Origin of the sequence: Sporosarcina sp. ACRSM (genome assembly GCF_022346545.1) — a bacterium.
Classification (GTDB): domain Bacteria; phylum Bacillota; class Bacilli; order Bacillales_A; family Planococcaceae; genus Sporosarcina.
Genome location: NZ_JAKRNU010000012.1, coordinates 130192 through 149413, shown reverse-complemented (window position 1 = coordinate 149413; position 19222 = coordinate 130192). Strand labels below are relative to the sequence as shown.

Here is a 19222-nt window from a genome sequence, read left to right as displayed (position 1 = left end):
GTGAATGAAACCGACCCCTACGAATTCCCGTAAAAAGAACGTGTCACCCACATTCTTTGTTGGAGCATTTCCATTCATTTGGTAGGAAACCCCCACTTCAAAAACGGAACGTTTTAAGTGGGGGAGGTTCATAGCAACTTTTGTAGAAATAATTGATGAAATTCATGTCTGTACTGCTATGGATATAAAATCATCCTTGTTTGTCATTCCCACTATATAAGGTTAGGGAAAACTGTTATTCTTAATGCAACAGATTCTTATTTCGTAAACGCAGGAAGGCAAAGTTATAGCCAGAAATAATCGCGACTTCAAAGAAGGTAGTGGGTCAAGGAAGGAACAAACAATGAGAAAAAAATCACTAATGGATTTTCAGAGAGAATATGAGAAAATTATTCTTTCGGATCAACCACGTAAAGATATTGAACTAGCGGCTTTAATGGCCGAAATGAGGAAACAATTTAACATTCCTGTTCCGAGAAATGAAGCTTGGGAAAAGGAAAATGTAAAGGTAGCTGCAATGTACAGGAAATTGATAATTACTCGGACGCTTTGAAAGGTAAAAGGTATACTTCATTAAAATTAGGTACATTATATTTATTGAATAGGTTCTCTTTATAGAAGAGAAAAGAAATGTAGGTGAACAAAGTGGGGAAATATCAATTGGATAACAAAGGAAAATCGGCTGTGACAAAGTATCATGAAAAAAACAAGCCGGCCAAATTTGATAAAAAGCAGCACCTGGAAAAAATACGTGCGGAGTATTTGAAAAAAAAGCAAAAACACACAGATAACTAATATGTATAAAACATAGGAAGACTAAAATCTCCCTATGTTTTTTCTTACTTAAGTATAGAAGAGAGACCTTCTATTTCTTAAAGGGAATATTCAACAATTCCGGAATTGTGACAAACTCGTACCCTTGCTCTTGCAGTGTCGGGATAATTTGGTGAAGCGATTTGATTGTGTTGGTTCGATCACCATCCGATTCAGCTCCATCATGCATAAGAATAATCGCGCCTGGATGAATAATGTCTAATACATTTGAAGCAATAACTTCCGGCGGCTCTTCCTGCCAGTCCAACGAATCAACCGACCAGCCAATCACGTAATAGTTCATGTCGCGTAGCTTTTCGACTAATTCATTGTATAAAAAGCCATATGGTGGTCTAAATAATTTTGTCCGATAACCAATAATACCGTTAAGAGCGTCCTCCGTTCTAGTTACTTCCTGCTCTAGGGTATCGAGGTCGGCTTCTTCGACAAGGTTAGGATGGGAGTACGAGTGGTTTCCGATTACATGACCCTCGTTTTGCATTCGCTTGACAATTTCAGGATTAGCAGTGGCTTTTGAACCTAACACAAAGAATGTTGCTGGTACATTGTACTGTTTCAATACATCTAATACATCATTTGAAAAACGCGGGTCAGGACCATCATCAAAAGTTAAAGCAACTCGTTTTTGATCGGTGGGCCCTTGCAAGAAAAATATATCTGGATACCGTTGTTGTAAAATTCTTAGGTCAACAGGCTGCTGGTCAGGCATATCTTTTTCCTGATCATCTTGTATGAGCGCTATCGGCAATTGTCGTGATTCATTGATCAAGGGTTCTTCATTTGCATAAACAGCCATGATATCTGTTAGATGAAAACTAAATAATAACTCCGTAACCAACAACCACTTGAATAGTAGACCTTTCATCCATTCATCTCCTTTTTGTATTCCTTCGTGTTGATAACAGAGGCTATTTATTATCGCCATTGTTATTTTTGACGGAAGTGGGTAAATTATTCAAAAAGAAGTGAACGTGGAGTTTTAAGTACCAGGCACCCTTTACTAGGTAACGGCAGATTAAAAAAACAGGTGCCTGAGCGCTGAATGACTCTGGAAATTTACTGAAATTGCATAACGAAAAATCTGAAGCCATTCCTAACTAATACTGTGATGGCTTCTTTTTACATTTTTATTCAATTCGATGAAATGTCATAAATGTGCCTCGCATCCAATCCTTCGCCCCTAATTTTTGGGGAGACTTAAAAAGTTTGATTATTCGTGCACCGATTAAGAAACTAACAAAACGCCCAGCCTGTAGCTGTTTGCTATAATGGGGGCATGTTGAATGATGAGGGGGATTTCATTGGCTTGGCTATATGTTTTATTAGCTGCAATCGTCGAGGTTTTTTGGGTAATCGGACTTCGATATTCCGATACTGCACTTGAATGGGCAGGAACAATTGCGGCAATTATTGTAAGCTTCTATGCAATTATTAAAGCATGCGAGACGCTGCCTTCGGGTACGGTATATGCAGTTTTCACCGGTTCAGGAGCGGCTGCGATTGTCGTAATTGATTTTCTAATATTTAATGCGGATTTTTCGATTGCTAAGGTGATCTTCATCGCGGTAATTATCGTTGGTGTCATAGGAATCAAAATGACGACGGTCGAATCCGTGGATGACGTAGAAGGAGGCGATTGAGATGGCATGGGTTTACTTGATCATTGCCAGTTTTGGAGAAATTTTCGGGGTTATGGCGATCAATCTATATTTGCAAAAAAAGTCGTGGTCGCGTCTAGTGCTTATTATAGGTACATTTTCGGTCGGTTTCTGGTTTCTATCGCTTGCAATGCGCGACATTCCGATGGGAACGGCGTATGCGATTTGGACTGGGCTCGGTGCGGCAGGTGCGGTTTCGATGGGAATACTCTTCTTCAAGGAAACGGCTGGTTGGAAACGAATCTTTTTCCTCTGCTTAATCATTGGAGGAGCGGTCGGGTTGAAGTTGTTTGGCTAGCATGCTTTTTTAGTGAATGAAATTTGGGTATCTCATGAGAGAAATAGTCTGACGCATAGAAGGTTTGTTGCACAGTGACGCTCGGAAGAATCTGGTTTCACATAAAGTTTCAAGAAGAACATATAAAACTTTTGTGACATTTTGGTAAAGAGATACCGAGGCTATTCTTTGTTAGCGTCACAAGGACAGCCCGAAATAGGTCAAATTGTATCCGTCCACGATGCTCCTATTTCAACCGGAATAATATGACAATTATGTGAAATTCTTTCCTTCATAACCCTATTTTGATAATCTTTTAAACGCCCTTCAAATACCAATTGAAAATCTGCCAAATGGGGCAAGTCACTGGGCTTGATCAAAGAAAAATCTTTTTCACTGTCCATGATCTTGCCTTCCTTTAGCACAGTAGCTACAAACTGGGAACAAAAGAAGGCTCTCGTTCTTTTGATGGGTTTCTTCAATATTACACCAAACAATCCAATAAAATTGTAGCTATATGTTTCCTTTTGTTTTTCCATTACTTGGATGTAATCGCGCATCTTTTCGATTTGATAATCCGTTACTGTTAAGGAATAGAGGGCACAATCGGCTTGTTGAAACAAAATAGAATGAATATCCTCTTTAACAAATCCACCTATAAATGGGTTATGAACCGTTTTCCTTCCAAAGCTATAAACCTCTCCTAGTTCGGAACAGAACCCGATCGAGGCATGGTTATAGGGCATTTTCGTGTAGGCCTTAATCAGTCTTGTTAACATCGTACCAGTGTCCGTTAATAGTAGAAAAATCTTCTTTTCTTTCATTGCTATCTTCCTTCCCATCATCCGTTACCCTTCTTTTATCTTGACTATAAATAAGAAAACTTAAGAAATGCTTGATAGAATTCTTAATAAAACCTTACTATTATCGGAGGAAATCTTTTGTTAAGAAAATCTTAAGATTGACATCAGGTGTTTGTTAAGGTTTGGTTGATATGATTTCGTTATGCAAATACTAAAGGGAGTGAAAGACATGTTGCACCGTACATTTAGGAGTGGACTTACATGAATATATTGGTTTGCGATGATGACAAAGCGATTGTGGATGCGATCGGCATTTACTTAGAGAATGAGGGCTATACCGTTTTCAAAGCCTTTAATGGGCTAGAAGCAATTGAAGGAATCAATGAACATGACATTCATCTCATTATTATGGACATTATGATGCCGAAGATGGATGGGATCCGTGCAACGATGGAAATTAGAAAAAGAAATAGTATTCCTTTAATTATGCTTTCAGCCAAATCTGAGGACTATGATAAAATTCTAGGTTTAAATATAGGCGCGGATGATTATATGGGTAAGCCTTTTAATCCGTTGGAGCTAATCGCAAGAGTGAAATCCCAATTGAGAAGATATACAACATTTGGAGCGCTTGAAACGAAGAGCAATCTCTTTCAATCCGGGGGACTGGAGATCGATGATGAAAGTAAAAAGGTCACGGTCGATGGCGAGGAAGTCCATCTTACACCAGTTCAGTATAAGATCGTAAAGCTTCTAACGGCAAATGCTGGAAGGGTATTCACCATCGAGGAAATTTATGAAAAGGTATGGAAAGAACCGGCCTTTAATCCGGAAAATACTGTGACTGTTCATATTCGAAAAATCAGAGAGAAAATAGAAATCAATCCTTCAGAACCAAAGTATTTGAAGGTGGTGTGGGGAGTTGGATATAAAGTTGAAAAGTATTAGTCATTCGATCATAACGAAAATGGTTGTTTTCATCATTGCCATTCTATGTGTAACAGGAATGGTACAAACTTTTGTTGAAGTGGAGATTGTGAATGATGGGAATTTTGGTAGCATCACCGAAGATCATTACTTCGAGAGCTCGGCTTACATTCAGGAAAGTGAGGGTTTGATTCGTGATCTTACTTTATTGTTAGGGAGGTATAAGAGTGAGGAATTTATTTTAAGTGGCAAGAGCATTCGTCAGGATGAATGGAATTCGGTTGAAAATGACTTGTTTTATTCGGAGTTTCAACCTTCTAGAGATTACCAGCATGAGTTAGATGAAAATAAGAATTTCGAAATTTTTAAAGAGGAATATAAAAACGAACTTGCTCAAGCAAAAGAACAGTTGATAAAAAATGATTTGAGACAGTATCATATGCTTTCGCAAAATCTCGATGAATATGAGCCACTATTTTATGCTAGTGATGGCATCCATGAGTTTGCGAACAGTACAAGGACTAAAAAGGAACAGTTCGAAACTGCTCCTGCATATATGTTGTTTGATGAATACAAACGGGAGTTTTACCCAAAAGAAACAGAGGAAAATCAACATCTGCATTGGGTTACAGAACAAATGGATGAATTAGAACTCGAAAACACCGTTGTTTTTATAGCGTTTTCGGAATCATTTTTAAATCAAAAAATGGAAGAGTGGCAAGCAGGAAAAGCCATAGCCACAACAAGCTTATATAAAATAGTTGCATACTTAGTAGGATTTGTTCTTTCGTTTATTTATCTGGTAACTGTTGTTGGCAGAAGGTCATTTCAAGATCAAGCGTTACACTTCCGTCCAGTAGATAAATTGTACAATGACGTTAATCTTGCGTTATGTTTTCTTCTGTTTCCGCTATGGATCGTCATGGTAGATGATGTTTTTAGAAATATGGCTATAATGATCCTAATCCAAACGTTTCTTATTGCTGCTGTTGGACTTTCTCTAATTTTAATCCTCGTGAAGCATATAAAAAATAGAACGCTATTCAAACATACATTACTCTATACGTTGATTTCCCGATTAGTGAAATTTATTGGAGATGTATATAAAAGCGGTAATATGGCCGTAAAGACAGTACTCATCGTCATCGGCTACCCGATATTGATCGCTTTAACATTTTTCATGTTCCCGATCACAATCGGCATCGCAGCTTGGTTTGCTTTTAAAAAGGTGAAAGCCTTTCAACACATTCAGGAAGGAATTGAAATTATTAAGGAAGGAAATCTTCATCATCGGATTGAGGTTGGAGGGAATGGAGAATTCGCAAGGCTTTCTACGAATGTAAACAGTATAACCGATGGATTAAAAAAAGCAGTCGATAACGAATTAAAAAGCGAGCGATTAAAAACGGAACTGATTACCAATGTATCCCACGATATTCGAAATCCATTGACCTCCATCATCACTTATGTGGATCTATTGAAACATGAAAAGGACCAAGCCAAGGTTGGAGAGTATATTGAGGTACTTGATCAAAAAGCACAAAGGCTTAAACTGTTAACCGATGATTTATTTGAAGCTTCTAAGGCCTCAAGTGGAAGTATCCCCGTGACTTTAGAGAAAATTGCAATCGTGTCTTTGATTACCCAAGGGCTTGGCGAATTGAATGACAAAATTGAAGCAACTGGTTTAGACATCAAACTCAATTATCCACAAGAAAAAGTATACGTAACAGCGGATGGAAGATTATTATGGAGAACAATCGAGAACCTATTATCGAATATCTTTAACTATACACTTCCACAGTCTAGGGTGTATATAGACATAGAGGATTTAGGTGATGAGATCCGAATTAGCTTTAAAAACATCTCGGCTTATGAATTGAATATCTCAGCAGATGAATTAATGGAGCGCTTTAAAAGAGGCGATGAATCCAGGAACAGTCAAGGAAGTGGATTAGGACTTTCCATTGCAAAGAATCTTATTGAAATTCAAAAAGGAAAATTCGAAATTCTTGTAGACGGGGATTTATTTAAAGCTATGATCTATCTGCCTAAACATTTAAATTCCAACATAGTAAATCCGAATTAAGAAAATTGTTTTAGATATTCTATTTTTTTAAGGGATACTCTGTAAAGATAAAAACCAGCCGACGTTCGTTCAAAACGGACGTCGTTTTTAAATTGCTGGGCCAAATGGCAAAGGAAAACATCCTTTACTTGAAACGCTTTGTGAAAAAGGATTCGGAGTTAGAGGGGATTTTGAAAAAATGGCTATAAGGGGATTTCTCACAGGTGAAGGATGATTACTTTTACTTGAGACTCAATAGTGACTCCGATTACAGAAATTGTATTGTTTGCGAAGACTATTCTTCTATTCATATACGGACCCCAAAAGCATGGTCACGATCTATGGAGAAGAAGGTTTAAAACGGCATAAGGAGCAATGGGACTAAGCATTCGTGATTTTGATGTCAGGCAATGATAAGGTTTGTCTTGTTTACGTGCCTGGCACCATTGAATGTGTAGACAAAAGGAATTTGTTGGACAATTATGCGCCCGATTCTTTAACAAGCTGCTACAAAATGTCTTTGAAGTGTGCGTTAGCTTATGTCCAAAACTTTTCTAAGTTAAAAGTAATCCAAGAAGCTAACGTATGATCATTTTCGATATTTAGCAAACCTTCGTAAACCGGTGCGTAATTTTTCTAAAGGTAGTGCTGTTTTTATTTGTATAACAAGAATGGACAAGAAATAGAAAAAGGAACGGACGGACTAATCGTTGTCAGTTCCTCTACGAATACATTACGCATGAACTAAGCGCCACGAGTAAAGACAATCCTTATTAATCGTACTTTTAGTTTGTCCGGATTATATATTTTTGTCAAAAGGGGAGGAATGATGATTGAATTTTCATCAATCATCATTATCTTCATAGGTATCCAATTCATCATATAAATAGGCCAATTGATCATGAAATCCCCAGCCAATTCCATCTGTATCAGTCACGATTTTTTTCAATCTTCCCTTGAAAAGTTGGAAAAACTCATCTTCCTCATTGCAAATCGTAATGACTTTTTCATACATCGTTGCCATACTGCTATAAAAACGCTCGTCAATATCACCATATGTATTAGTAAATTTAACGCCTTGCTCGACATAATAAAGCATGAGCTCTGTTGTTAACAAGTGATTGTCTGTTGTTTTTTTGAAATTAGAAATTGCTTTTTTCGCTTCACTTAAACGTAATTTACCATGACTTTTACTTGGGAAAAATTCATTCTCTACTTTATTTTTTGCTTCTTGGAAAAGTTCGGTCATTGCTTCTTTACCTAGAAGTTGAACAGATAAATAAGATTGTACGCCTTTATTGATTTTGTAAAGATCGGCTATTAATTGAATGAGTTGTTTTTGATCGTAATTTTTTAGTTGCTTTTTTAATTCGGATACTTTTAGCTTCATAAAAGTCACCTTCCTTTGATAAACTCCTAACTAAATAGGATATAGTAACAGTATATATCAAATGAATCGTGTGATTGATAGGAAAGATGAACTGGAGATACAGAGACAGGAAAATCATTATATGAACGGCAAATTTTGATCCTGGAAAGCGATGATTGAATCGTATGTTCGCTTTATGTTAAAGTTGATGGAATAATCCGAAATTAATTATTGGAGGTGTTTTGCAAACCAATGAATAGACGGGGTAGGGAATTAATGGAAATACGCAATGAAGAAAATGCTTCCCCGACCATTATGAATGCTTTTGATTTGGAGTTGGAAAAAGGAATAGAGCTTGAAAAATGAGAAATCGCCAAGAAGTTAATTTTGAAAAAATGTCATTGGAAACAATCGCGGAGATTACTGAACTTACTTTAGCTCAAGTGAGTGAAATACAGAAATCGATAAATTAAGAACGGCCACCTATGAATGAAATTCGGCATAGTGAAAGCTGCATGTTTCAAGAGTGGCTACAGCGACCAACTTCAATATCCTATAAAACAAAAAAGACCGTTCTCCCAAAATAGAGAAGGGTCTCATACATTTTATTCAGTAAAGTATTGCTTAATATCCCACTGCATTAAATCAGTTTTGGATTTAACGTTCGGTTTTGGAATATTATAATATTTTTCATGTTTGCACATCTTGCAGGAACAATTCAGCTTCGCTTTAGACAATTTGCCGGGATGCTTCATATAAGGATGTACGATAGCATCTGTTTCATCCACTCCCCAGGCATATTTTATAATCCTAAGCTTCCGGTTGATTGCCCGCTTTCTTTGATAGCGATAATATGAACTTGAACGATTTTTCATTAGTGAAAACCTCCCTTGAGAATCGTACCGCCCGCAGGAGTCCTCAAAGGGTGTTTCAACCCCTACAGGCAGGTACTTGACGTTTTCACTAGAATTCTTATTATATTCATTAAGATGTCCTCCTGATTGTTCTATTAGCAGTATAGCGTATCTAGAAGCAAATTTATCGTGTTTTTTTATTTTGTTTATATAAGGAGATCCATTTTATGAAACCATTAAAAAACCTCTCCATTGACGAACTTCTTGACCATCGAGAAGAGCTGATCGATGCCCGGGCTGGTGGTGAAGATTATCATCTTAACCAAATCATTGCAATTGAGGAGATGCTGTTAAGAAAGTTTAGCCAGGAAGAAGATAACGAATATAGTGTAAGAAAAATTAAAGAAGATTTGATTAAACATCTTGTCAAATACGGAACCTATTTAAAAACTGAATTCAGACAGGATGATAGGTCCGCCATGCTTACGTTAAAAAAAGCGCTGAAATATGATAGAGAAATCCCTCAGGCATATTACAGACTTGGCTTCCTTGCATATAAAGAAGAGGACTATGCGGCTTCCCTTAAGTACTTTCAGAAGGCGCTTTGGTTTCATAAAGAAAATCCGAAATGTGATTTCGCCCTTTCCAAGCAGCAACAATATAATGCGAATTTGTATTTGAGTAATTGTGCGTTATATATTGCAGCAGATGCGCAGAAGGTGAGCGAGAAGCTGGCGGAGGATATCGATGTGGAAGAAAAGACAATCGGTAGTTTGGCGCTTTCTCCTTTATATGAATTGATTGCCGAAAATGATAGGTATTTGATGAAACATGCCTACACCGTTTTTATCCCTTCAGAAACGCGTTATTGTTCTAGGCCGGAGTACGAAGAACTGGATGTGGAGTATCAAGATCATGTTCTTCTTGACTTGGCGGGGACGGAAATCAGTCTGGGCTATCGGGAGCTTCGTGTGAATCTATCTATCGGACTTGCGGAAGTTCTTCTCATTTTGATGAAAGGGTCCAGTCCTGTTCAACCGGCTGAGAAGCATGTAATGCAAGATGTTTTACAAAGTAAAGTCGGTGAGCTGGACACAAATACATATAGCCAAACAATCAAACGTATACGTGAAAAGTTCAAGAAACTTGGTTTGCCGGGCGAGTTGATTGTCACTGTGCCCAAAACGGAAAAGCGTGACACGGCTTATTACTATGATGCTTCATTTCAGCCTTATCTAGTGATTCAGAGAACCGATGACATCCGATGACATGGGTGTCATCGGCTTTTTTATATACTACAGTTACCAAATCAAAAGGAGCTGTTGTCATATGAAAAAGATGAAGAATTGGAGTCAATTGTTTGTTCGGCATGGATGGGTGATGGACAAGGTAGAGGAGAACTTGTTCGATTGCAGTCGTGAGACAAAAGCGAACCTGGCATTTCTGTTTGAAAGTTTGAAAGAGGCGGGCGTGCAGTACAAGTATGCTGGTTCAATGCTTGAGTTGCCGGAGCATCCGATCGATGAAAATATTTTTCTGCCTATACTTGACGTGGAAGGTCGAGGTGTTACGGAAAGCGTTGGACGCTATGAGGATAAGGAAAAGCTTGTTCTGCAGGAACTTGATACATACATCAGCGGTATTGTTCGCCAACTGGAGCGGCTTGGCTATCCGACTGTTTACTCTTGTGACGGTCATGATCGCCAACCTCCGAAGATTTCCATAACGAAAGATGGAAATGCAGCTCAATTGGCAGAATTGCTAAAGGTATTGGGAACTGATTGTCGAGTCAATGATCAAAGGAAGCCACATGATACGATCTACTTGCGGACGAATCGAGCATCTCTTCTAGAACTGGCTGAGTCGTTAAGTTTGGTTAATCCGGATTGGCTGCATGATAGTCAGGATTTCATAAAAGAGCAACTGTTCTATGCCATGCTTGAAGAATTACTAAATGTGCCCGGGGCAAGCGGTAATGAAGAAGAAATACGAGCGGTGGTAAAGGAAAAATTGACACCATTCGTAGATCGGATCATCACGGATCGGCATGGAAATCTGCTTGCCGAGAAAAAGTATCGCACTGGAAATGGACCGGTCATCATGTTGAATGCACATTTGGATACCGTTGAGGAATTGGTACCGGGGCGGAAGATTATGAAAGAAGATGGGATCTGGCGTAGCGATAAAGGCACACTTGGTGCTGATGACCGCGCGGGCGTTGCTGTCATCCTCCAAATGGCAAAGAATTTAGCCCAGTCTTCATTTAATGGAAAAGTTAAGTTTGTATTGACTGTAAAAGAAGAATGCGGTTTAGTAGGAGCTTCACAAGTGGATGAGTATTTCTTGTGGGATGTGGATGCTGCATTTGTGGTAGATCGCCGAGGGAAGGGGGACATCGTGACATCTTGTGGCGGTTATCTTCCATTCTGCAACGAGGCATTCGGCCGCTGTATTGAAGAAATTGCAGCAAAAACAACCAACGTAAAATGGGCATGTACAGCTGGGGGCAGTAGTGACACTCGAATTTGGGCAGCCCATGGCATCCAAAGTGTCAATTTGTCAGTTGGTTATCAGCACGAACATACTGACAATGAAACGCTTGATGTTGGTGCGTGTTATCACACGGTTGGGTTGCTGGAAGGTATTTTTGAGTATGCGAAGGACATCCGGGCGATTGTAAGGCGGGATCGTTTGCAGGGAGTAATGTGAGAGAACGATATTCAGGGAAGTAGATATCTAATCAGAAAAAGAAAAAACTGATTTAATTTTATAGTAACGTTTATCAATGCAGAGCCGATGTTTGTGATTGGCTCTGTTTTTATTTTGTATAACAAGATTGGAATGTTGAATAGGAATATCAGAAAGAATCGATAGTTTTGATTTATTGGTATAAACAGTATAGTTTGTGATAGGATAGAATCAAGAATATACGTTCCTTTAAAATCTTGACAGGATTCCAATGAATTAATCACGCCAACGGATATCGGGGAAATCCGTTTAATAATGGATAATATAAAAGAAGTAGACAACTCGACAAAGTGAATGATGAAACAATGGAGTGTTTACTGTATCAGTCCATTGTAGTTTAAATAAACTCTTTTGTTTTCTGCTGATTACAACAGCTTCTGATTTTGTTGATTAAGACGCAAAATTTAAAGTTCTCTTTAATATATTTATTGAACGGAAAAAATCAAAAAGGAACGCATGTACGAATGACATGAGTTCCTTTCTCCGATACGCAAACGCATGTACGAGTGTCATGAGTTATACGTGTCTCTATTATGATATTCATTATCGCAGGAATATATACATGTTGTCAAGCAATGAAAAGAGGGTGCTTATTACATGAAAAGGTCAAAGACCACGGATTTAATTATTTGTTTTGATGAAAGCGGTAAACAGAGTAGTGATCCCATTCAGTTAATGGGAGCCCTTTGTGTTCCATCTTCCATCTATTATCATTCGGATTTTAATCCTTTACACCAGTTAAATCAAGAATATGAATTCCACTGGACGGAGTATGGAGGATATTCAAAAACTAGAATAGGTATTGAAAAATTATTTGACTTGGCATTACCGCTTGCTCCATATACTCAAATGAACTTTATTAATTATTCCAAGTCAGCTTTAGAACTACAAGCCGGTGTGTTTTCGGATATTTATGATTCAAAGCAAACCATTGCAAGTGATACGATATATACGAAACTTCCAGAACGAATTTGTTACGGATTGCTACGCGGGTATGGCGAACATAATCAGGTACAAGCAAAAATTCTAGTAGAAGATGCTACCGAATATCGATCTAAAGATTTAGCAAACAGGATGCAACACGCACTGAACATCCATTCCTTATATCGGGGAGAGTCATTTATCATCAATGAATTTGATTATAGAGCAAAGGGAGAAGAAGTTGGTGTAGAAATGGTTGATTTGTTATTAGGTATGGTCGGACTTATTTTAAATAATCCAATCAACCCAGGAAGAAAGAGAAAAGCAAAAATCACATTAACTTTAAAGTTATTGAAATGTAATAAATTACAGCCGTTTCTAAAAAACTTGCGATTATTTCAATTGAAAAATTCAAATCGTTTAATTGAAATGAACATTGAAGCAAGTGTAAAACTGTTTATTGCAAGGAATTACGGAGAATTTCTTTCTTTGTGAGATATTTGATTTAAAAGGTATAAATTTAGGGTGCAAGACTCCAATATAATATCGAATTGTTTTATAACTTATATTTCATATGGATCAATAAAGTATAGAAAAGGGAACGGACGGACTAGGCGCCATCAGTTCCCCTACGTAGAATGTATTACGCGTGAACTAAGCGCCACGAGTAAAGACATTCCTTATTAATCGTACGCTAAGTTTGAATGGATTATGTAACCTTGTCAAGAGGAAAGGAATTATTATTGAAGTTTCATTTTGAGTGGAATACTGATTTAACGATATTTTTTGATGAACGCGGAAAGACAAAGTCTGATAAAGTTCAACTAATGGTCGGACTATCGTTACCGGCTAAAGTCTATTACAGTGATCAATATCGCCATTACATCAATTAAATGAACAATATCGATATCACTGGTCAGAATATAATGGTGATTTTAAACAGAAAGAGGGGATACTCCAATTATCTTCTCTTGCATCATTCGGATAGCTTAATATTATTCGATATTCATGTGCTGATATAGCTGCACAAGAGAAGGAATTTAGGACCTTCGATGTTGAAAATAATAGAAATGAAAGGCTAAAGAATATGCTAGACACCAAACTACATGAAAGAATCATGTATGGGCTACTTAGAGGTTATGACTGTACAAGCCCAGTTATGAAGTACTCAATAAGGACTCGCCATGAATAAATTTTTCATCATGTGCATATTTGCATAATTATATTCCGACTCGAGAAAATGACCAGTTACTTGATACACCCTATAAGGATTATTTACAAGAAACACCAATATTTTTTTCGGTATAATGATCAAAGTTGATAAAAACAAATGAAGATATTGTGAATTTGTAAGGATACGAAATATAATATCTCAAATTCAAAGATGAGGAAGTGTATGTATGAGATCTTTAAAGAAAACTTTCCAATTTTTATTTGCTCTTTCAATAGTTATCGGAATTGTCTTTGGGATATGGTTTATTATTAATCAAATTTGGCGAGCCTTTTCCAATTTAAATGACGGGGTAATCGCTGCAATTGTAGCCGCAACAACAACCTTCTTAGTAACGCTTATTTCTATCGTGCTGGGTAGATATTATGAAAGAAAACTTTTGATAGAGAAAGAAATGAGGGATAAAAAAATCCCTATATACAATGAATTCATTGAATTCATTTTTAAAATATTGGAAATTAGTCGTAAAGGTGAGAAAATAACTGAAGAGGAAATGACTGAGTTCTTCAGTGAATTTACACAAAAAATTTTAATATGGGGATCAGATGATGTTATCTCGCAATGGTCACAATATCGAAAAAGAGCAGTAGAGGGTGTTAGTCAGGGAACTAATATTAATTCAATGTTTGAACTCGAGAAGTTATTAATTGCGATTAGAAAGGATACCGGGCATAAGAATTCGAAGATTAAAACAGGAGATTTGTTAAGGTTATTTATTAATGATATCGATAATTATTTACAGGACAAGTAATTCTGAGATTATACCTTTCACATACCATTAATGTCTTTAGCATCTTATATAGTAGCAATTATTTGTAAAAAAGTGGTCGATTCTGAATATGCTGACCATGAATATTAAGGAAAAATAAAAAAATTAAGTGCGAATATATCTAAGGGGAGCCCTCGCCACTTTTCAATTATTGGGCATGAGTTTTTATAAACGCAATAGGTGAGCCTGAAATAATTAGTTCAAATAAAGAGCAAACTAATTTTGGATGTGAATAGGTTCAAATAAAAATGCTTCGATTGGTACCGAGTAGTATTTAATAAGAAATAAGGAATGATATGAAAAATGAATGAAACAGTGAAATTATTAGATCGTGTGAAATCATGTCTTATAGATACATATAATCAATATCATGAATTTGGTTATAAAAGTACTGATTTTGACTTTAATGGGAACCTTTCTGACAGAGATTATTTAGAAGCACGATTGATTATGAGGAAACTTAGCAAAGACAAAGGGATTGAACTTCCTGATTTCTTTGAAAGTACTAGGAATGTCAAAGAGTTCATCAATGAGATTAATTCTGAAAGTGGATATGATTATAATAACAATTCAGGTTATATAGCAGGTGTTTTCAATAGATTTTCAACGTATCTTGAGGACAATTTATATGAGGTCGAGATAGTAGAAATAGAGTGTCACGTTCCGAAGGAATTATCATTTCAAAACATTTTAAGAGATCTAGAAAACTGTGACTTACGTATGAAAGGTGGAGATTATGCGGGTGCAATAACTTCAGCAAAAACCCTTGTTGAAGGGGTTTGTAAGGAGCTCATTGAAACTTTGGAAATTGATTTTAACAGCAATAACTCAAAATTACCCCAGTTATTTAATACACTTTCCCAAAATTTAAATCTTGATGCAAGTAATCCAAAGTATGATAAATCATTAAAAGAGATAATAACAGGCCTATATAAAATAGTCAACGGTCTTTCAACAGTTCGAAATGAAGGCGGGGATAGCCATGCTAGACTTACAAACCCTTCATTTCATCATGCAGCTTTGACTGTCAATGCTGCAAAAACAATTGTTAGCTTCTTATTTCAAACCTATGAATATCAGAGTGAAAAAGGTTTACTTCAGTCCAATGGTTAAATACTAATATCAAATTTCTATTATTTAGAGGCTTGCTGCAGAATGATTTTCATAAGATATTTTATGACATTAAAAATGCCTAATGAATATATAGAAAAGTCCTAGGTACTCAGATAATTTTCGACTATATTGGCATTACCGATAGCCTACAAGAAGCACTTCATGTAGATTGCTATGGAATTGCGGAATCATTCAGCTTATGTGCAACTGAGTCGAATGCACATAGACTGAACGCCGAAATTCGCTCTTTCAATGCGTGAAGTCGGAAATTGTGAAATTCCTTCTTGTTGAAGGTGCCAAGAAGACCTCTTTGCAAATCGCCAAGCAACTGAATCACCTCATTGTTAAATGAAATGATAGATATTTATACATCACTTGGTTTTAAAAATCCGGACATTTCGTTTTTGTTCGATTAATATTTTAGACGTAGTACAGGTGTTGCCGCAGAAGAATTTGACTGTCGAATTGTTGAATTGCTTGCTGCAAGGGAAAATAAAAATGTCCAAAGCGCTGTTGTGAAGCAGGCGGAGTTCATGGCTGGATACCTCAAATAGACATGGACGGCGATGTGAAAGTGGATGAAGAAAAGTTGAACGCAAGAGTGGCGAAGGTATGACTTAATGAAGTGCTTGTGCCCACCTTTGAGTGCACTAGCGGTACTAGAGAATTGCACTCGGCGGCGATTGCCAAGGGTTTCTCATATTGTTTGTGCTACTATAATATAGGTACTAACAGTTAGGGGGGTTGTAGATGAGCACAATGGACTTGCACTGTTATGATCGTGAAAAACAGGTTCGCTTCGCAGTTGGTATGGCTACGATTGATGATGGAAAACCTACTGATTTTTCGCAACGATTGTTGGATGAATATACAGAGGGACGAATATCTGCTTCAGATCTACACAAGCCATTCTTGAAAAATATGCCAAGGGTAGTCGGTGATTCTTATGGATCCATATCTATATGATGATGTGCCTATAATACGAAATTTACTTGCCATCAAAAATGAAGAAGAACTTATAAACATAGAGGCCGAAATTTTGATTGCCAGCTTATTGGACATCGACTCCTAATTGCAGAAGTCGATTTTTTTGCTATCTCAAGCATCCAAAAAAGCGAAAGAGTCTTAGCTGGTATGAGTGTGCAATATAGTGATTATAAAAATATCCCGAAAGATCTTATTGGCGTTTATGAATGGGCGGCTGGTGTGAAGTGGAACCATCGTAATCCTGATTTGGCGACAAATTTTTCTCAGTTCATAGCCAAACTTTAGAAAATACACCCTTATAGAGAGGGAAATATCCGAATGGTTTCTATATATATGAAGTTTTTTGCCCAATCGCTAGAGTTGGACTTCAATGATCAGCTGCTTTCGCAAAATATCAGTTACCTGCGGAATGCTCTCGTCATGGCATCGATTGGAGAATACGATGTTGCGGATTATCCGGAGATGCCTTTTTCTATAGACAAAAGAACAAATAAAATGCCAGATGTTGAAGACTAAGAAAAGTGCCAGCATCTAAGAAAATCACAAATTGTTTTAGGGCCTGGTTTCGTTAATGAGATAGGCTATTTTTGAAAAATCATTGGCAATGGAGGTTTCAGTGTGAAGAAATATAAACGAAAACGGAAGCAAAACGAGGAGGAAGGACATGGCGAGGAATTTGGCCAGGATGAACATTTCTTTTTTATCGCAGGCTTTACAGAAGGCGGAATTCCGTATGGTATTACATGGGAAGAGGCGTATGAAGATGGATTGGTGGAGGAAATGGGATCTTCCGAATTGAAGGAAATAGAGGATGAATCTTTGCCATTTTGAATAGACAGTGGGTTGAGTAGCGAAGGTTCCAACACAATTTCTATTTATTTCATAACCTGAAAATAAGCCATGGTAAACAACCCCCCCAGTCCTGCAAAATGATAGCAGGAAAAGGGGGAGCAACAAGCTGCCAGATTCTCACGTAAATCCAATCGGAACCTGCTACCTTTGTTCAATCAATCTTCTCCCATTCCGCCACATACTGGTATACCGGCATTTCTTCTCTTGGTAAAACCGGGACTGCCAGTGAATCGTAGATGACTCTTATTTTCATACCAAGCGTAAGCTCCCCTAGAGAGGAATTGATGATAAAATAGGAAGCCGCTCCATGCTCGATCAATTCATCTACCTTTGACGTTACATCCTCCTTGAATCCATGAGTCACAAGGATTCGGTCATCTTCAATGGCGGCAACTGTTCCGGTAAGTTCCTCATATTTCACGGAAAGATCGAAAGGTGGAATCGTTTTTTGTTTCATGAAATCAGCAATGGCACGCTCATATTTCTCTTGAAACAAGCCGATCACTTCGCCGCGTGTTTTGCTGTTTTCCTGTGGATGACGAATGAGCCATTCACGTGCTTCCTCAGATTGGCTCGTCCACTTTAAAATGACATTGAAATAGTCATCGTACGAGATGCCGAAATTCTTTTCTTGCGTTTGAAGGATCAAGTTCTTTTTCTCTTCCTTTTCTTTGTCCAGTTCTGCATAGAACGCTTCCCGTTGTTCCGCCACGATTTTTTCGATGGTCTTCGTGTCTTCCTTGTAGCCAAGTGACTCTGCATATTCCATTAGTGCGTCTATTTGCAGGAGGCTTTGTAACACGGCCTGTTTCGTTTCGGACGTGGCTCTGTCTACATTTCCATCCGATTCCGTCCGAAGCATGAAGTCATAGATCAAATCATTGACCTCATAGTCCTCTTTTCCCTCAGTTGATAAACCGTCCTGCAGCAGATGGAATGTGAAAAATAGGACAGCTGCAGTCACTAGGGCGGTAACGGTCAACGGGAACGGATTTCTTCTTTTTTTCCTTAGTTTTCCGGAAAGCACTCTTTGTTTCACTTCTTCTATGTCTTCCGGCGTGATTCCGGACAAGGCATCTAAACTCTTTTTCACTTCAGTCAATGGATAGCACCTCCTAATCCTCGAATTTTAGCTTCTCCCTCAATAACTTTCGGGCTTTCACCATCCGTGCCTTCACGGTGTTTTCGGATAGCTCTAACAAAGCGGCGATTTCTTTGATCTTGTATTCTTCGTAATAATAGAAAATGATAATCTCTCGATACTTCATAGGTAGCTTCAATATCGTGATGGCGAGTTCCGTTCTCTCTTCTTTCAAAATAAGAGGATCCTGTTGCTTATGTATCGTTTCTACCCAATCCTGCGTGAACAGCAAATTCCGGAATGACCAACTTCGCAAATGATCTTTGCAGCGGTTGACGGTCATCTTGGTCAGATATGCACGCAAAGTCCCTCGTTCCTCATAGTTCGACGAAGTGTAAAAGGAAAGAAATACATCTTGTACGATATCCTTTGCCATCTCGCGGTCACGTAAATAAAAAAAGGCCATCTTCAATAAATGTTCGCCATGTACATCCATGATCTTTTTCAATTCTTCCTGGTCCATACCATCACCGCCTCTTCACAATATTAACGGAGCTCAAGTAGAAAAGGTTGTCGTACTTGCAAATTCAAAACGATTTTATTCTAATAGTTTGATTGAAAAAGGACAATCAACAAGCATTTTCTGCTAAATCAAGACAAAAAAACCTTCTAATGAATAGAACTGCGATTGTCTCGCAATTTGTATTTCACTAGAAGGGGTATCGTATTT

Annotated in this window: 20 protein-coding genes; 14 read left to right on the top strand and 6 right to left on the bottom strand. The window is 37.7% G+C overall.

All coding sequences use genetic code 11. The features are described from left to right. Positions 1 to 343 precede the first annotated feature (343 nt). Positions 344 to 553, top strand: coding sequence for a hypothetical protein (locus tag MHZ95_RS17605; protein WP_239392101.1), 210 nt, complete (start codon positions 344 to 346; stop codon positions 551 to 553). 312 nt (positions 554 to 865) lie between these two features. Here the strand turns inward: MHZ95_RS17605 and MHZ95_RS17600 are convergent, their stop codons facing one another. Then, positions 866 to 1699, bottom strand: coding sequence for a polysaccharide deacetylase family protein (locus MHZ95_RS17600; RefSeq protein ID WP_239392100.1), 834 nt, complete (start codon positions 1697 to 1699; stop codon positions 866 to 868). A 436-nt stretch (positions 1700 to 2135) separates the two neighbouring features. Between MHZ95_RS17600 and MHZ95_RS17595 the strand changes: the two genes are divergently transcribed. Together MHZ95_RS17595 and MHZ95_RS17590 are read left to right on the top strand one after the other, a co-directional pair. Further along, positions 2136 to 2474, top strand: a complete 339-nt coding sequence (locus MHZ95_RS17595; protein ID WP_239392099.1) for a DMT family transporter — start codon at positions 2136 to 2138, stop codon at positions 2472 to 2474. A 1-nt stretch (position 2475) separates the two neighbouring features. Further along, entirely contained in the window at positions 2476 to 2790 is a 315-nt protein-coding gene (locus tag MHZ95_RS17590) for a DMT family transporter (RefSeq protein ID WP_239392098.1), read from the top strand. A gap of 200 nt (positions 2791 to 2990) precedes the next feature. Here MHZ95_RS17590 and MHZ95_RS17585 read toward each other — a convergent pair whose 3' ends face one another. After that, on the bottom strand, positions 2991 to 3593 hold the full coding sequence (locus tag MHZ95_RS17585) for a hypothetical protein (RefSeq protein ID WP_239392097.1): 603 nt from the start codon (positions 3591 to 3593) through the stop codon (positions 2991 to 2993). A gap of 240 nt (positions 3594 to 3833) precedes the next feature. Between MHZ95_RS17585 and MHZ95_RS17580 the strand changes: the two genes are divergently transcribed. Further along, the gene (locus tag MHZ95_RS17580) at positions 3834 to 4520 is read left to right on the top strand and encodes a response regulator transcription factor (protein ID WP_239392096.1); all 687 of its coding nucleotides are present in this window, start codon (positions 3834 to 3836) and stop codon (positions 4518 to 4520) included. Continuing rightward, positions 4495 to 6588 (top strand): sensor histidine kinase, encoded by a 2094-nt coding sequence (locus MHZ95_RS17575; RefSeq protein WP_239392095.1) that lies wholly within the window; start codon positions 4495 to 4497, stop codon positions 6586 to 6588. Before MHZ95_RS17580 ends, MHZ95_RS17575 begins: the two co-directional genes overlap by 26 nt. Positions 6589 to 7411: 823 nt before the next feature. On the opposite strand, the gene MHZ95_RS17570 is transcribed toward MHZ95_RS17575, so the two are convergent. Continuing rightward, positions 7412 to 7957, bottom strand: coding sequence for a DUF6155 family protein (locus MHZ95_RS17570; protein WP_239392094.1), 546 nt, complete (start codon positions 7955 to 7957; stop codon positions 7412 to 7414). 584 nt (positions 7958 to 8541) lie between these two features. After that, complete coding sequence (locus MHZ95_RS17565; RefSeq protein WP_239392093.1) at positions 8542 to 8811, bottom strand: hypothetical protein; 270 nt, start codon at positions 8809 to 8811, stop codon at positions 8542 to 8544. A gap of 206 nt (positions 8812 to 9017) precedes the next feature. Here MHZ95_RS17565 and MHZ95_RS17560 point away from each other — a divergent pair, with 206 nt between their 5' ends. The 9 genes from MHZ95_RS17560 (at position 9018) to MHZ95_RS17520 (ending at position 17390) form a co-directional block, all read left to right on the top strand. Then, entirely contained in the window at positions 9018 to 10058 is a 1041-nt protein-coding gene (locus MHZ95_RS17560; RefSeq protein ID WP_239392092.1) for a tetratricopeptide repeat protein, read from the top strand. A 61-nt stretch (positions 10059 to 10119) separates the two neighbouring features. Further along, positions 10120 to 11499 (top strand): M20/M25/M40 family metallo-hydrolase, encoded by a 1380-nt coding sequence (locus tag MHZ95_RS17555; RefSeq protein ID WP_239392091.1) that lies wholly within the window; start codon positions 10120 to 10122, stop codon positions 11497 to 11499. A 636-nt stretch (positions 11500 to 12135) separates the two neighbouring features. After that, a complete protein-coding gene (locus MHZ95_RS17550) occupies positions 12136 to 12954 on the top strand; it encodes a hypothetical protein (protein WP_239392090.1) in 819 nt (272 codons plus the stop codon). A 905-nt stretch (positions 12955 to 13859) separates the two neighbouring features. Next, positions 13860 to 14441 (top strand): hypothetical protein, encoded by a 582-nt coding sequence (locus tag MHZ95_RS17545; RefSeq protein ID WP_239392089.1) that lies wholly within the window; start codon positions 13860 to 13862, stop codon positions 14439 to 14441. Between the two features lie 321 nt (positions 14442 to 14762). Next, positions 14763 to 15572 carry an abortive infection family protein gene (locus MHZ95_RS17540; RefSeq protein ID WP_239392088.1) on the top strand — a complete coding sequence of 270 codons (810 nt, stop codon included), beginning with the start codon at positions 14763 to 14765 and terminating at the stop codon, positions 15570 to 15572. Between the two features lie 750 nt (positions 15573 to 16322). Further along, on the top strand, positions 16323 to 16538 hold the full coding sequence (locus MHZ95_RS17535; RefSeq protein ID WP_239392087.1) for a hypothetical protein: 216 nt from the start codon (positions 16323 to 16325) through the stop codon (positions 16536 to 16538). A gap of 168 nt (positions 16539 to 16706) precedes the next feature. Then, complete coding sequence (locus MHZ95_RS17530) at positions 16707 to 16844, top strand: hypothetical protein (protein WP_239392086.1); 138 nt, start codon at positions 16707 to 16709, stop codon at positions 16842 to 16844. 33 nt (positions 16845 to 16877) lie between these two features. Next, positions 16878 to 17075: a hypothetical protein gene (locus tag MHZ95_RS17525; protein WP_239392085.1), complete on the top strand. Its 198-nt coding sequence runs from the start codon at positions 16878 to 16880 to the stop codon at positions 17073 to 17075. 102 nt (positions 17076 to 17177) lie between these two features. Beyond that, positions 17178 to 17390 (top strand): hypothetical protein, encoded by a 213-nt coding sequence (locus MHZ95_RS17520; RefSeq protein ID WP_239392084.1) that lies wholly within the window; start codon positions 17178 to 17180, stop codon positions 17388 to 17390. Between the two features lie 172 nt (positions 17391 to 17562). Here the strand turns inward: MHZ95_RS17520 and MHZ95_RS17515 are convergent, their stop codons facing one another. Next, positions 17563 to 18513: a YobA family protein gene (locus tag MHZ95_RS17515; RefSeq protein WP_239392083.1), complete on the bottom strand. Its 951-nt coding sequence runs from the start codon at positions 18511 to 18513 to the stop codon at positions 17563 to 17565. A 13-nt stretch (positions 18514 to 18526) separates the two neighbouring features. Continuing rightward, positions 18527 to 19015: a sigma-70 family RNA polymerase sigma factor gene (locus tag MHZ95_RS17510; protein WP_239392082.1), complete on the bottom strand. Its 489-nt coding sequence runs from the start codon at positions 19013 to 19015 to the stop codon at positions 18527 to 18529. Between the last annotated feature and the right edge of the window lie 207 nt (positions 19016 to 19222).

Bases quoted from the DNA above. Each gene is read 5' to 3' on its own strand.
- MHZ95_RS17605 (WP_239392101.1), top strand. From the start codon at position 344: ATGAGAAAAAAATCACTAATGGATTTTCAGAGAGAATATGAGAAAATT.
- MHZ95_RS17600 (WP_239392100.1), bottom strand. From the start codon at position 1,699: ATGAAAGGTCTACTATTCAAGTGGTTGTTGGTTACGGAGTTATTATTT.
- MHZ95_RS17590 (WP_239392098.1), top strand. From the start codon at position 2,476: ATGGCATGGGTTTACTTGATCATTGCCAGTTTTGGAGAAATTTTCGGG.
- MHZ95_RS17585 (WP_239392097.1), bottom strand. From the start codon at position 3,593: ATGAAAGAAAAGAAGATTTTTCTACTATTAACGGACACTGGTACGATG.
- MHZ95_RS17580 (WP_239392096.1), top strand. From the start codon at position 3,834: ATGAATATATTGGTTTGCGATGATGACAAAGCGATTGTGGATGCGATC.
- MHZ95_RS17570 (WP_239392094.1), bottom strand. From the start codon at position 7,957: ATGAAGCTAAAAGTATCCGAATTAAAAAAGCAACTAAAAAATTACGAT.
- MHZ95_RS17565 (WP_239392093.1), bottom strand. From the start codon at position 8,811: ATGAAAAATCGTTCAAGTTCATATTATCGCTATCAAAGAAAGCGGGCA.
- MHZ95_RS17560 (WP_239392092.1), top strand. From the start codon at position 9,018: ATGAAACCATTAAAAAACCTCTCCATTGACGAACTTCTTGACCATCGA.
- MHZ95_RS17555 (WP_239392091.1), top strand. From the start codon at position 10,120: ATGAAAAAGATGAAGAATTGGAGTCAATTGTTTGTTCGGCATGGATGG.
- MHZ95_RS17550 (WP_239392090.1), top strand. From the start codon at position 12,136: ATGAAAAGGTCAAAGACCACGGATTTAATTATTTGTTTTGATGAAAGC.
- MHZ95_RS17545 (WP_239392089.1), top strand. From the start codon at position 13,860: ATGAGATCTTTAAAGAAAACTTTCCAATTTTTATTTGCTCTTTCAATA.
- MHZ95_RS17540 (WP_239392088.1), top strand. From the start codon at position 14,763: ATGAATGAAACAGTGAAATTATTAGATCGTGTGAAATCATGTCTTATA.
- MHZ95_RS17535 (WP_239392087.1), top strand. From the start codon at position 16,323: ATGAGCACAATGGACTTGCACTGTTATGATCGTGAAAAACAGGTTCGC.
- MHZ95_RS17530 (WP_239392086.1), top strand. From the start codon at position 16,707: ATGAGTGTGCAATATAGTGATTATAAAAATATCCCGAAAGATCTTATT.
- MHZ95_RS17525 (WP_239392085.1), top strand. From the start codon at position 16,878: ATGGTTTCTATATATATGAAGTTTTTTGCCCAATCGCTAGAGTTGGAC.
- MHZ95_RS17510 (WP_239392082.1), bottom strand. From the start codon at position 19,015: ATGGACCAGGAAGAATTGAAAAAGATCATGGATGTACATGGCGAACAT.